The following is a 13998-nucleotide window of genomic DNA, read 5'->3' as shown; positions in this document are numbered from 1 at the left end:
GGGCTGTTTATTTGCTTAGCGGATAACCGCTTGGATGTTTTCTTCTAACTTCTTAGTAACTTTTGCCATGATGCGATTAATCTCTTCATCAGTCAACGTCGCTTCAGGATTCACGAAGGTTAGATTATACGCCATTGACTTCTTGCCTGCTTCGATATTTTCACCTTGATAAACATCGAAAACTTGCAGTTTAGTCAAGAATTTTCCAGCTGCTGCTGTGATAACTTCGGTAATGTCCGAGTTCGTATGTGCTTCATTAACTAACAGAGCGATATCACGGCTGACAGCAGGATATTTTGAAACAGCTTCAAAGACTAGCGGCGACTGTTCTTTTCCAATCAATGCCTCTAAGTTCATTTCAGCTACATAAGCCGATTTCAATTCATAACTTGCGGCCATCTTCGGATGAACTTGACCAACAAAACCAATCAATTCTTCACCTAAATAAATGCCGGCAGTTTGGCCTGGGTGCATTTCAGGCATTTGGATTGCTTGATAGGAGATACCTTCAGTAAGGCCTAAACCTGCGATCAGCTCCTCAACCATCCCTTTGATGGTGTAGTAATCACACGCTTCCGCTTTTCCTGCCCAAGATTTGTCGACGACATTTCCTGTCACAGCGATCGCTACATGATTTTGCTCGATTGGCAGATCCTTTTTAGGATCATTGTTTTGATAAAAAACATGTCCAATTTCATAGAAAGCCACATCATTATTTTTACGAGCCACATTATATGATAAATCTTCTAGCAATCCGCTGATTAAGTTCAAGCGCATCGTTGATCGTTCTTCACTCATCGGCCAAGCGACACGAGTCACCTTGCTTTCATTTAAAAGAAATTGCTGTGCTTTCGCTTCCGTTGTCAACGCGTAACTGATTGCTTCTGACAAACCAGCGCCTTCTAAAATATTTCGAACTTTTCTTGCCGCTTTTTGCGCTTCGGTTAAGAAGCCTGCGACCGTTTGACCTTCCGGCAATGTTGAAGGCAAATTATTATATCCATAGATTCGAGCGATCTCTTCCATCAAATCAGCTTCGATCGTAATATCCCAACGACGCGGCGGCACGCTGACAGTTGTTACCCCTGCCTTAACCTCTGAGGCAAAACCAAGTGCTTTGAAAATATCATTTACTTGTTCTTGTGATAAATCCGTTCCTAGGAAACGATTGACATTTTCAAGGGTCGTACTTACCTCGACATTTTTTGGCTCAACTTCACTGCCTTTGACAGCGCCTTGTAAAACCTTGCCGCCAGCTAATTCTGCGATCATTGCCGCTGCAACTTCACCAGCTAAACTGATATCGCCTTGATTGATGCCCTTTTCAAAACGCATTGATGATTCGCTGCGCAAGTTATAACTTTGTGAAGTGCGACGAACCAACGTATGGTCAAACATCGCCATTTCTAAAGCTACAGTAGTTGTTTCATCAGTAATCTCTGAATCCAAACCACCCATAACGCCTGCCAAAGCAACAGGAATCTCGCCATTAGTGATCACGATATTTTCCGGATTCAACGTTCGTTCTACACTATCCAATGTTGTAAATGGTTCATTCTCTTTTGCTCGGCGAACCATGATTTCGTTACTGCCTAATTTGTCATAGTCAAAGGCATGTAAGGGTTGTCCGAACAATAATAGGATATAGTTCGTCACATCCACCACATTGCTGATTGGGCGAATGCCTTCATTCATCAAGCGGTTTTGCAGCCATTGTGGACTAGGACCAATCTTTACGTTTTCGATGATTCGGATTTCATAATGCGGTGCATCATTTTCGTCGGTCACAGAAACTTTGATTTTATCGCTGGCTTTTTCGTCTGCTTCTTTTAATTCCGCAGCAGGAAAATGAACTTCTTTGTTATAAATTGCCGCTACTTCATGGGCAACACCACGGATGCTCAAGGCGTCAGCGCGATTTGGCGTAATCGATAGATCAATGATCGTATCGTCCATTTCTAAATATGGAAAAACAGGTTCTCCGACGATTGCTTCCTCTGGTAAATAATAAATTCCTTCAGCATATTCTTTAGGAATCACGGAATCACTATAGCCAAGCTCTTGCAATGAGCAGATCATACCGTTAGAAACTTGACCGCGCATTTTTCCTTTTTTAATTTTTACATTGCCAGCGATCCGAGATCCGGGCAAAGCCACGATTACTTTTACTCCAGCTTTGATGTTTGGTGCTCCGCAGACAATCTGAGATAATTCTTCTTCACCGATATCCACCTGACAAATTGAAAGATGGTCTGAGTCAGGATGCGGGATACATTCTTTCACATCGCCAACGACGATTTTTTTCAATCCCTCTTCCGGAGATTCTAATCCTTCAACTTCAATACCCGTTAGTGAAAGGCGATCCGCCAAATCTTTTGGTGTAACGTCCTTAACATCGACGTATTCATTTAACCATTTATATGAAACTAACATTGCTTCTTACTCCCCCTTGAATTGTTCCAAGAAACGAACATCGTTTAAATAGAAATTTCGAATATCATTGACACCATAGCGCAGCATAGCGATCCGGTCTGGTCCTAAGCCGAAAGCAAAACCAGAATATTCTTTTGAATCAATGCCTGACATTTCCAGTACATCAGGATGAACCATGCCGGCACCAAGAATTTCGATCCAACCAGTATGCTTGCAGACGTTGCAGCCTTTACCGCCGCATTTGAAGCAGCTGACATCTACTTCAACAGATGGTTCAGTAAATGGGAAATAACTTGGACGCAAACGAATCTTACGGTCTGCACCGAATAATTCCTTCAATAATACTTCCAGCGTTCCCTTCAGATCCCCCATCGTAATTCCTTTGTCCACGACTAAGCCTTCGATTTGATGGAATTGATGACTATGAGTAGCATCGTCGGTATCACGACGGAATACTTTACCAGGTGAAATCATTCGCAAGGCACCTTTAGAAAAATCATGTTTTTCCATTGTTCGTGCTTGGACTGGTGATGTATGGGTACGTAACAACACATCGTCAGAAATATAAAACGTATCTTGCATATCACGAGCAGGATGATCCTTAGGCAGGTTCATTCGTTCAAAATTATAATGATCGGATTCGATCTCTGTTCCTTCAACGATTTGATAGCCCATACCAACAAAAGTATCTTCGATTTCCTCCATGATTTGAGTCAATACATGGCGCGTGCCTTGAGTAACCTGTTTACCCGGCAGTGTTACATCTAAAGTTTCTGCTGCTAATTGCTTTTCTAAAGCTAATTCAGTCAAGGCAGCCTTTCGTTCTTCGATTGCTTCGGTCAATAGATCTCGAATCTCATTAGCAAAGGCGCCGACTTTCGGACGTTCTTCTGCTGAAAGCTCGCGCATTCCTCTTAATACTTCGGTGATTGGTCCTTTTTTCCCTAGCGTTTCTACCCGAATCGTTTCAACGGCAGAAAGCTCATCAGCCGCGTCGATTTTTGCTAGCGTCTGACTTTTTAGTTCTTCTAATTGCTCTTGTAAACTCATTGTTTTCTTCCTTTCCCTATTGCTTTAAAAAGATAGAAACCTCCAAAAGAAGCCCTATCGAATTCTTATGATTTCCTAACGCAGAAATCGCAAAAAGACCTCGTTCCATAAAGGAACGAGGTCTCGCGTTACCATCCTAATTCGCCAACTGAATAAATTGACGCTCTCACTTTTTAACGGCTATGCCGGTCTTTCGACAAGCTCCAGAAGTGAACTTCATCTTTTCTTTTCTTAGTCTGCTTCCAGTCAACGACAGACATTCCCTTTTAAGATCCAAAAAGATTACTCTTTTCCATCAACGCTTTTTAAACTATTCAATTGACTATCCCAATACTACAAGAAATCAAAAAATTTATCAACTACATTCTTCATCCGTGATCCAAGTATGACCCCATTGATGGATCTCGTTCATGACATTTTTCAAAGCTTCGCCTTTATTCGTCAAACAATAATCCATCCGTTTTTGGCTTTCACAGGCAATCACGCGTCCAACAATGCCCTCTGCTTCTAATTCCTTCAGTCGTTCAGTCAAGACTCGATCACTAACATCTGGAATCATCGCAGCAATATCAACAAATCTTTGAGGTCCGCCTTCTAGCAACACATCAATAATCAAACCATTCCATTTTTTGCCTAAAATCTGAAAACCCTTCTCAAATTTCGGACAAAGCGAAAAGTCCATTACCTCTACTTGTTCCATAATTCTCACCTCGATAGAAAGATTATAGCACATCACTTACCTTTTATAAGTACAACTTGCCTGTAATTAAGGAGTATCTAACAAATTAATTGCCTGGTTTCCTTGTAAAAAGATAAGATATGCGGCTTCAACAGGCTTTTGTTTTGCCTTTTCTAAAGCGTCCTTATATAAATGCAATTGGCCACGATAACGATCGATCAGCATCTTTTCTCTTTCAGGCGTATAGTAATCAGTTTTCAAATCATATAAAAGAATCCTATCGTCAAACTCTAAATATCCGTCAATAATCCCATGAATCAAAATCTCATCCTGATTTTGATAATCGCTAAATAATTGATCGGCTGGCAGCAGCATCGCAAATGGCTCTTCCCGATATAAATGCTCGGCATGCTGAATGACAAATTGACCAATATCAGACTCGAGAAATCGCAGGATATTATCAACAGAAATTTTTTCCGCAATCTCTTTAGTCAAGGTTTGTCGAGAAACTAAGTCGTCAATCAATGCTTCGATCATGTCGCGCTGAGGGTTCTTCTGCAACGGTAATAACTGCATCACTAAGTGAGTCGCCGTTCCGATTTCAGCAGCGGACAGCTCCTTTTTAGTCCCTAAAAATTTTGGTTCGCCTAAGTCGCTTTCAGTAAAACGATATTGTGTCTGTGCAGGAGTTGGAGTAAGCTCCAATGTTTCTCGATTATCCGGATCATCATACAGCCGTTTAAGTTCTGATACAGACTGATAACTCGTTGTTTTTGTCGCTTCAGGATAAGGATATTTGAATAGCAATCGTTTTTTCAATGGCTGAATATTGACTGCGCCTTGCGGGATTTCCAATGTCTTGATCTCTGGCAGATATCCCTGCACAGCTTCCGCAATCATTTGCGGATCAATAAAGTCCAGCTTAAAGACTGCCGGATGCTGCTTCAAAACAGCCGGTCGATTGACAGCATATTCTTTCTGATAATTATCCATAATTGGATGCCTAAACAAGGTTAAGCCGACCCAGTCAAAGAAACTGTCATTTTGACCGCTTCGAAGTCCGGTATCTAAAACCAGATTATCATTCAAAGAACCCTTGCTCCAAGTTTTATATGCCGCTTCTTCATCATCATAAGACCCAACTAGGAATAGTTTTTGTTCTGCGCGAGTCAAAGCAACATATAATTTTCGCATTTCTTCCGAAAGAAGTTTGTTAAGATTCTTTTGTTTGACTGTTTGGAACAGCAAAGTGTCTTTTCTAACTCGAGTGTCCGGTGTCAGTAATTTTACACCGAGTCCTAATCGTTCGTCGAAAACATAATTTCTGCGTGTGTCTTGAACATTGAAGCTTTTGCTCATATCCATTAAAAATACTACCGGGAATTCCAGCCCTTTACTGCCGTGAATCGTCATTACCCGCACAGCGTCTTGAACTTCTTCTGTCGGTGGTTCGCCTAAATCTTTATCCTTTTCCTGCATTTTCTCAATAAAGCGAATAAACTGATACAGCCCGCGGAAGCTGCTGCGTTCGTAATCTTTAGCACGTTCGATCAATGCCAGCAAATTTGCATGCCTCTGCTGGCCAGCCGGCATCCCTAAAACATAATCCAAATAAGCTGTTTCGTTATATATCTTGACCAATAGATTCGCTAATGCTTCACGTCGTGCGAACTCGCGCCATTCATTTAACTGAGATAAAAAGATGGTTAATTTATCCGCGGTAGCATCCTGTTGCGTTTGAACATACGCCTTTACGGCTTGATAATACTCTTTTTGAGGTAATGCCAAGCGAACCTGCGCCAGTTCTTCTTCCTGTAAACCGACAATCGGTGAACGCAAGACTGCTGCTAAAGGAATATCTTGATACGGATTATCAATGATCTGCAATAAAGAAATCATCACTCGCAATTCCGTTGATTGGAAATAATTTTGTGTATCATTGATAGATAACGGAATACCCAGCTGTTTAAATACTTCCAGAATCGTTAAATTATTACTTCTTGTTGGTGTCAATAAAACAATATCTTCATATCGCACTGGACGCATCGCTTTTGCTTTCTTATCATAAACCTCAAAGCCCTGGTCAATTAGTTGGCGAATCTTGGCAGCGGTCATAAATATCTCGCCCATTGCTTTATCTTCGATCCACTCAGGAACCTCGCCGTTTTTTTGATAAATTAGCAGCTCTGGTGCAAAGGTGTCTGTTTCGGGAAAAGCGGTGAAGCCGTTGATCAGTTCTGCCTGCTTATCATATTCGATCTGCCCCAATGATTGATCCATTAATTGACTGAAGATCAAATTGGTGAAATCTAACACCTCTTTATGTGAACGGAAGTTTTCAGCTAAAATAATCCGCCGACCAGCTTTTTCCTCAGCGAAATCATGATACTTTTGAATGAACAGTGTCGGATCAGCTAGCCGAAATCCATAGATGGATTGCTTCACATCGCCGACCATGAAGAGATTTCCAGGCTCATTTGTACTTAATTGACAAAGGATTGTTTCCTGCAGCTGATTGATATCTTGATACTCATCAACTAGCACCTCAGCAAAACGATGCTGATAATAGCTTTCAGCCGGCTTAGTGCCATCGACATCAGCTTGCAAAATCTGTAAAGTAAAGTGTTCCAAATCATTGAAATCCAGCATACCCTTTTCTCGCTTCTTAGCTGAATATTCTTCGATGAATCGTTTTTCGACTCGAACTAATTCCTCTACGAGCGGCAACGCTTCTTGTAATCGTTCTACTTGCTCTTCAGGTGAAACTGCAAAGTACATTTCCTTGATCTTCGTCAGACCTTGCTTTGCTTGATCACGATAATTTTTGCATTCGACGATGACATCGCCATAGAGTTCTTTGACATCTTTCTTTCTTGGTGAAGGGTAAGCCGGAAATTTTATGTTTTCAAAAAGAGAGAACACATCGTCTAACTTATCCTCCACTAAAAGTTGTTCGATTTGCTGAACTGTGTTTTGTTCGTTCTGAGCCAGTTCAGTGATTTTTTGTAATTCTTCAGTTCCTTGACTAGCATCAATCAGCCATTGATAGGTTTGAATGATTTCTTGCAAAGAAGTCAACACCTGTGGTCGTATCAAATTATGATATAGTTTTGAATCAGCTAGATTTTCCACGCGATAATTTTCGACCAGTCCATCGAGCCACTGAAATGGTTCAGGATTCGCTCGAGCAAACTCATACATCGAAAGAATCAAATCTTCTAAGCCGCTGTCGCTGCGATCATTTGAAAAGTTCTCAGTTAAGCGATAAAAGATTTCCTGATTTTCTTCATAGAAACTTTCCCGAAGCTCATCCCAAACGTCTTCTTTTAATAAAATCGTCTCCGTGTCATCCGTTAACATACGGTAACTCGGATCCAAGTCAATCAAATAGAAAAAGCGTTGAATCACTTTTGAACAAAACGAATGCAGTGTTGAGATATTCGCCATCGGCAGCAACGTTAATTGACGGGTAAAATGATTTTTTAAAGCTTGATCGGTTTCCTCATTGATTGCCGCTTGCAATGCCGATTGGATTCGTTCTTTCATTTCACTGGCAGCAGCTTCAGTAAAGGTTACTACTAATAATTGATCAACCGACAGCTTCTGGCGTTTGATCTTTTCAATGACGCGTCGAACAAGCACGGCGGTTTTTCCTGATCCGGCCGAAGCCGATACCAAAAGATTCGTACCTTGATCATAAATCGCCTGCCACTGAGAATCGGTATACATTTCATTCGGTGCTTTTGGAGGGATTGGATACTTATTTGTCATGCAGTTCGTCCTCCATTCGTTTTAATACTTCATCCTTAGAAAGTTTTTCTAAGCGATGGTAATTGTTTTCTTTCAGCATGGCATCAAATTTACAGACACTGCGGAATGGACAATACTGACAGGCAATCCGCTGATTATCTTTATAGGTAGGATTCAATTTGATCTCGCCGGAAACGATTTGGTTACCGGCCTTTTGAATTTTCTCACGATTGTACTCCCGCAACAGCTCAATCTCAGATAAATCATAGAATTTATCTTTTGATTGCGGCACGATGACCGTTTGTCCGTTTTTATCTTTCTTAATCGGAAATAGTAATGAGTTTTCCTTTTCTTGTAAACTTTGATCCAGTTGATCGTAAAGCTCCGGCTCCTTCGCAAATAAGCCGTCGTACTGATAAGCCTTCAGCATTTCTTTTTCAATATTTTTAGGTTCCTTCAAAACGGGATTATGAACATGCAAGTAGTAAGCCCCTGCAGGTTTGATCGCTTTTCCGCTGGCTTGGCTGAAGTCAGTCACTGCGACGTCCAAATAAGTAATCAATTGCAGAGCAATACCATAATAAGCATCTGCGACATTAAAACTATGAGGACTCGACTTGTAATCAATCACACTTAGCCAATCACTTTCAGCACTTTGCAATTGATCCAAGCGATCGATTTTTCCGCGAATCGCGACTTCACCGCCGTTGGATAACGGTAAATTGATACCCGGTATCCCCTTTTGTCCGCCAATTGAACCAAAAATGACCTCTGTTTGCTGCGGTTCTAATTTAGTTCTGGCGCCTTGCTGTACTAATCCCCAACTAACCTTTTGAATCGTTCGCGATAATTGATAGCGAATATAGTTCATCCGTGCCGAGCTGGATAAAATTGCAAATTTTAATTCGCCGAATATTTCCTTCAAAACTTGGTCTGCTAATTGATTTCGTTCCGCTTCATTCAGTTCGGCTAAACGTAAGCCTTGTTCCTTTAATAACCGGAAGAAATGATCCAGCGCTTCATGGTAAAAATCACCAGCCGCTGCCGGTGTCAGTCCATAAACTGTTCGTTCTTTTAAACCAAGTCCGAAATTAGCAAAATACTTGTATTGGCAATTATAAAAGTTTTCGATTCTTGAAACAGAAACATAGAGATTTTTCCCATATAAGCGTTCCGCCGTTTCTGGTAATAATTCCCGCGGGACGTTAAGATCTTGCAAACTTTTAAAGACGCGCTGTGCCATTGGAGCTAAGGAGCTGTTTTGAATGAACTTCTGCAGCTCTCGCCACGCTGGCAAGAAGGCCCGATTTTCATCCTGAGCAAAACGGTTTAAAGCAATCAAGTCTGATAAAAGCGTGCGCATCGTTCCTAAGTGATTTTCTGGCTCGCTCATCAATTTTAATGACTCGTTTTCTCTGATTGGTACTTGTAAACCTTGGCTCAATTGTCTTAAAAAGGAAGAGATTTCTAGCTTTTTTTCACCTTCTACGGTTGTCGCAACACTTAAATAAAGCTTTTCACTAGCAGATAGAAAAACAGAGTATGCTAAAAATGGTTCGCGATTTACCTTTGAACTATTGCTTTCAGGTAAAAACTTTCCCTCTGGCAGATTCTGATTGAAGACTGAACGTTCTTCTGCTGATAAGAGCCCCTTGTCATCGAACCGAGCCGGGAAATCATTATTATTCAACCCAATCGCAAAAGTTACCTTCATCTGGTCCACCCGAGCCAGTTCTAAATCGTTGACTCGGACTTGATCGATTGCTGTAGGGATTTTTCCGTAGGTCAAATTCATTAAGCCAGCCAAAAAGATTTCTTGGAAAGTCGCCCAATCAAAAGCGTCTTCTCCGTAAATCAGCACATATTCATCTAAAAGATCAAGCAATGCCTGCCATGTTTGTTCATGACTACGAGCTTTATCCAGATTGCCTTTTTCCACTTCTTGATCACGCCAAAACAGCAGCTGACGTTTCACGCCGCTATTTTCTAGAAAATGATAAAAGACGGTCGCTGCTTCTAGACCGCTGTGAGCTTCTTTGATTTTTTTGAAGAACTCCGGCAAAATTTGTTGGACTGAGCGGCGCACTTCATTAGTCGCTGCCTCTAGTTCCTTGGCATCATTGAAAACATCGGCCTCGAAGTCATAATCTACAAACTCCCAGTCCGCTGCTTTGGTCCAGGCGCTGCCGCGGAAATTATAAGCTAAACAAACATTTTCTGTTTGATCGATTTTTTCTCTATATTGCTGCTGCTGCGTAAACCATGTATTTGTTTCCCAATCAAACGGAGCGAATAGTTCGGTTCGCAGCATCCGAAAGACATCATTAATGCGATAATGATAGTTATCGATCAAAAATAGTGCTTGTAAAAACTCAATCAACGGATGGGCTGCCATTTCTTGTGTTTCATCTAAATAAAATGGAATGTCCAGTTTATTGAAAATATCCGGCAAAACACTGTTATAAACTTGCGGATTTCGTAATAGAATCTGAATATCTCTATAACGATATCCTTCATCCATTATTAAGTGCCTTATTTCTTCTCCAACTTTGCGGATTTCCTCTGCTACTGTTCCAAATTTGGTAAGGTTGAGCTGGTTGGATTGGGACAAATCGACTCTTTTTTGGTTTGCCCAAAATTCGCCAACTTGATTAAAGACGGTTTGCTTAGGTTGAGCAAATTGATCCGGTCGTACTGGAATCTGTTGAGCATCTGCACTGCGTTTCAATTGAAAGTAAGTTTTGCCCGGATCAGCAAACAAGTTCAGTGGATTCGGTTCCTCACTTGGATACGGACGATCTAGTTCTAAAGAGACAAACAATTCTCCACAGGTCATCAATGTATTTAAGACGCTTAATTCTCGTGCATTAAATCGCGTAAAACCGCTGACAATAAAAAGACTGTTCGCCAAATTCTTACTATTTAAGTATTCTTGCAGCAACAATAAAGGGTCTTCATTTGCGACCTGATAAGTCAGTAATGCTTCCTCGTAGGCAGTAAAGACTTTCTGCAGATCCTGCAATTTCAAAACTTGATCCTGATCGTTGCCGTTTTCCACTAAATCGGCAACCGTTACATTTCCGATCTGCATTTCTTGATAGAAACCGACCAGTTGTTGAATAAACCCGGTTTTGTTGACCTCACCACGAAAAATCGTCAACTCTTCGCGCTGTTCGTGAAGTATTTTTCTTAAAATCATTGCATTGCCGGCTTCTGAAAGAATATTGCCTGGAACCTGTCCGTCTCGCTGCAAAAAGTACCAAGCTAATCGCTGAAAACTGAAAACTTGTGTACGAATCGTACTAAACTCTGTGGCCTTCTCAGTCTGTCTCATGGCAGATAAGAGATTGATTTCTTGCTCAAATTTATTGTAATTGGGGACTAAGAAAAACACACGATTCTCTGGATTTTGATTTAACCAAGCTTGCGCCGTCTGAATCATTCGTTCTGTCGCGTCATTCTGTCCAGCACCTAACAAAAATTGTAATGGCATCGTTTCCCCTCATTTCTTCAAATTATGTTACCCGTATATTATAACAGTTCAGTCAAAAAGTCGCATGACGAAAGCTACCTTCTACCTACTCTAATGATTGTAGAAATTTTTCCATAAAAAAATAGACTAGCGATTTTGCTAGTCTACTGTACCAAATCGATTCAATGGCCAAAATACAAACTTCACATCTGCCATGATATCCTTCTCTTGGATCATACCAATAATCCGGCTATCTTTTGAGATGCGACGATTATCACCTAGAACAAATAACTGACCCTTGGGAACCTTCTCAGTACCAGATAACTCATTCAAACTAAAGTCATAAGTCAATGGCTGGCCATCAGTCAATTCACCTTTAAATTCATCTAAATAAGGTTCATCATATTTCTTTCCATTGATATAAAGCTCATCATTTTTATATTCCACAGTGTCTCCTGGCAAGCCGATGACTCGTTTAATATAATTCTTTCCCTCATCGTCTGGTGCTGGGAAAGTCACGATGTCGAAGCGCTTGACCTCCGTATTTTTCAAAGCAATGACACGTTCGCCATCAATCAATGTAGGATCCATTGAATCACCTTTGACTACTACCGGAGTAAAGACAAAATGGCGCAAGCCAATCAAAATCACTGCTAAGATTAAAAACCAAATAATTGATTTTCCTATTTCCTTTATATTCATTTATGAGCCTCCATTTTACTGTTCGTACTTCTAGTTTATCATATTCCTAAACGTTTATTGCTGTCTCTTATACACATCTAGATGTGTATAAGAGACAGAAAGTAATCTCTGTAAGCAAGAACAAAACAAGAAAAGGTGGAAATTATTATGTCTCAATTTTTAGACTCATTAAAAGATCGTCGTTCATATTACTCATTAGGACGTGACGTAAAATTAACAGAAGAAGAAATCACTGAATTAATTAAAGATAGTGTGAAAAACAGTCCAACCGCGTTTAACGCACAATCACCTCGGGCAGTCATTCTTTTTGGCGATGCACACGAAAAATTATGGAACATCGTTGAGGAATCATTAAAACCATTAACTCCAGCAGAAGTTTTCCCAAATACACAAGCTAAGATCGCTGGCTTCCGAAGTGCTTATGGTACTGTATTATTCTTCAAAGAAACTGACACAGTGAAAAACTTGCAAGAACAATTTGCATTATATGCAGACAACTTCCCTGACTGGGCTGAACAATCAAACGGGATCGCAACTGCAAATACTTGGACTGCATTAACAGCTGCTGGTCTTGGTGCAAACTTGCAACATTATAATCCAGTTATTGATGATGCTGTTGCAGAGGAATGGGATATTCCTGCTAACTGGCAATTACGTTCTCAATTAGTCTTCGGTTCTAAAAATGGCGAAGCAAATGAAAAAGAATTTCTAGCTGATGACGAACGTTTCCGCGTTTTCCATTAATCTAGTCATAAATTAAGCGATGTTGCAAAAGCAGCATCGCTTTTTTGTATTTAATCAGCTTTAGACAAAAAATAAGATGACGTTTCCGCCATCTTATTTACCGTCTTTGTCTTCATCATCTTTGGTTAAAATTTCTAAAGTACTGCCCTCGTTGAGATGTGTCGAAAGAAACACGACAAATTCAGTCAACGAATAATCGAAGATCAAAATTGGTCCGCGACGTTCTCTTCGGAAATAGTTCAGTTTAATCAAGCCGTTTTCTTCTTGAAATAAGACTACGCGCTCGATCTCATTCAGCGGAATCCCGCGATTGTCTAAACTAAAAAGAACCAGACTGTCCTCAGTAAAGCCTTTTTTATCCAATAAAAAACTCAGCATAACCAACGCAGCCAAAATCGTCTGGACTCGTCCGTTTAAATCTTGCCAACTAGTAAAACCAATCCATAAAATCAACAATGTTAAAAAAAGATAAAATGGATATTGTTTGCGCCGTTTAAAAACCGGAATAACAATGTCTCTGCGTGCCAATAGTAAAAACACATAAAGAACAATCGTAAAAATTCCCAATAACAATGTGAATATATTCAAAAGAACCGCCTTCTAACTTGGAATGAAATTAGAATATTTTACCACAACCATGTTAGATTTGTCATCTCGCTGCTCTTTGTCAACTTCTTCGCATTGGTTAATGCGTACAACAGCGCAATTCGTCATCTTCGAAATTACTTCGCCTTCTACGCATTCCTCGAAACCAATCGGATGGCAACGATAATTTCTTCCAAGTTCAATTTCTTCTTCATTCATGAGTAAGCCCTCCAGTATCGACATTCATTTGTTCGTCTAGCTTTTGGATCAATGTTATTCGCAATTATACCTAAGTCTGGAATGGTTTACAATCGAAATTTTCACTTCATTAGCAAAAAGATACCAAATCGGGTAAAATTATTTAAGAGGGGTGATATTTTATGTCAAATTTTATTGATTCAATCAAGAAGTACGGCTATTTGAGAAGTGCTTGTTATCTGATTCTGGGAATCGCTATCTTACTTCTGTCTCTTATACACATCTAGATGTCTGGGATACAACTGATTACGCTCGAACAATTGGAAAAGACTGGGAGCGACCACTTCATATTCCTGCGTGTAGGTCAAAATAAATCGATTCTTTT

The 13998-nt window shown here is 40.3% G+C and carries 9 protein-coding genes and 1 other annotated feature; of the genes, 1 reads left to right on the top strand and 8 read right to left on the bottom strand.

Annotated features, from left to right (window positions below; translation table 11 throughout):
• Positions 1-15 precede the first annotated feature (15 nt).
• From pheT to lepB, 6 genes are all read right to left on the bottom strand, one after another.
• Positions 16-2433 (bottom strand): phenylalanine--tRNA ligase subunit beta, encoded by a 2418-nt coding sequence (pheT, locus tag A5875_RS04485; RefSeq protein ID WP_088932496.1) that lies wholly within the window; start codon positions 2431-2433, stop codon positions 16-18.
• Positions 2434-2439: 6 nt separating this feature from the next.
• Positions 2440-3483 carry a phenylalanine--tRNA ligase subunit alpha gene (pheS, locus tag A5875_RS04480; RefSeq protein WP_088932495.1) on the bottom strand — a complete coding sequence of 348 codons (1044 nt, stop codon included), beginning with the start codon at positions 3481-3483 and terminating at the stop codon, positions 2440-2442.
• 108 nt (positions 3484-3591) lie between these two features.
• Positions 3592-3791, bottom strand: a binding site (T-box leader).
• A 47-nt stretch (positions 3792-3838) separates the two neighbouring features.
• Positions 3839-4183 carry a winged helix-turn-helix transcriptional regulator gene (locus tag A5875_RS04475; protein WP_088932494.1) on the bottom strand — a complete coding sequence of 115 codons (345 nt, stop codon included), beginning with the start codon at positions 4181-4183 and terminating at the stop codon, positions 3839-3841.
• A gap of 66 nt (positions 4184-4249) precedes the next feature.
• Positions 4250-7933, bottom strand: a complete 3684-nt coding sequence (addA, locus tag A5875_RS04470) for a helicase-exonuclease AddAB subunit AddA (protein ID WP_088932493.1) — start codon at positions 7931-7933, stop codon at positions 4250-4252.
• A complete protein-coding gene (locus A5875_RS04465) occupies positions 7923-11405 on the bottom strand; it encodes a PD-(D/E)XK nuclease family protein (RefSeq protein ID WP_088932492.1) in 3483 nt (1160 codons plus the stop codon). The genes addA and A5875_RS04465 overlap by 11 nt, the downstream gene beginning before the upstream one ends.
• Before the next feature lie 138 nt (positions 11406-11543).
• Positions 11544-12086, bottom strand: a complete 543-nt coding sequence (lepB, locus tag A5875_RS04460) for a signal peptidase I (protein WP_088932491.1) — start codon at positions 12084-12086, stop codon at positions 11544-11546.
• Positions 12087-12233: 147 nt separating this feature from the next.
• On the opposite strand from lepB, the gene A5875_RS04455 reads away from it, so the two are divergent.
• The gene (locus A5875_RS04455) at positions 12234-12830 is read left to right on the top strand and encodes a nitroreductase family protein (protein WP_088932490.1); all 597 of its coding nucleotides are present in this window, start codon (positions 12234-12236) and stop codon (positions 12828-12830) included.
• Positions 12831-12923: 93 nt separating this feature from the next.
• On the opposite strand, the gene A5875_RS04450 is transcribed toward A5875_RS04455, so the two are convergent.
• Positions 12924-13418, bottom strand: a complete 495-nt coding sequence (locus tag A5875_RS04450) for a hypothetical protein (protein WP_088932489.1) — start codon at positions 13416-13418, stop codon at positions 12924-12926.
• Positions 13419-13430: 12 nt separating this feature from the next.
• Positions 13431-13634 (bottom strand): hypothetical protein, encoded by a 204-nt coding sequence (locus tag A5875_RS04445; protein WP_088932488.1) that lies wholly within the window; start codon positions 13632-13634, stop codon positions 13431-13433.
• Positions 13635-13998 lie beyond the last annotated feature (364 nt).

This window comes from Enterococcus sp. 3H8_DIV0648, from assembly GCF_002140655.1.
GTDB classification, from domain to species: domain Bacteria; phylum Bacillota; class Bacilli; order Lactobacillales; family Enterococcaceae; genus Enterococcus_A; species Enterococcus_A hulanensis.
Note: the sequence above shows the minus strand (reverse complement) of the source record. Positions and strands in the feature narration are given on the sequence as shown.

What these genes read in the sequence shown, in the direction of transcription:
- A5875_RS04475 (WP_088932494.1), bottom strand. Translation starts at nt 4,183, where the DNA reads ATGGAACAAGTAGAGGTAATGGACTTTTCGCTTTGTCCGAAATTTGAG.
- A5875_RS04445 (WP_088932488.1), bottom strand. Translation starts at nt 13,634, where the DNA reads ATGAATGAAGAAGAAATTGAACTTGGAAGAAATTATCGTTGCCATCCG.
- A5875_RS04455 (WP_088932490.1), top strand. Translation starts at nt 12,234, where the DNA reads ATGTCTCAATTTTTAGACTCATTAAAAGATCGTCGTTCATATTACTCA.
- addA (WP_088932493.1), bottom strand. Translation starts at nt 7,933, where the DNA reads ATGACAAATAAGTATCCAATCCCTCCAAAAGCACCGAATGAAATGTAT.
- pheT (WP_088932496.1), bottom strand. Translation starts at nt 2,433, where the DNA reads ATGTTAGTTTCATATAAATGGTTAAATGAATACGTCGATGTTAAGGAC.
- lepB (WP_088932491.1), bottom strand. Translation starts at nt 12,086, where the DNA reads ATGAATATAAAGGAAATAGGAAAATCAATTATTTGGTTTTTAATCTTA.
- pheS (WP_088932495.1), bottom strand. Translation starts at nt 3,483, where the DNA reads ATGAGTTTACAAGAGCAATTAGAAGAACTAAAAAGTCAGACGCTAGCA.
- A5875_RS04465 (WP_088932492.1), bottom strand. Translation starts at nt 11,405, where the DNA reads ATGCCATTACAATTTTTGTTAGGTGCTGGACAGAATGACGCGACAGAA.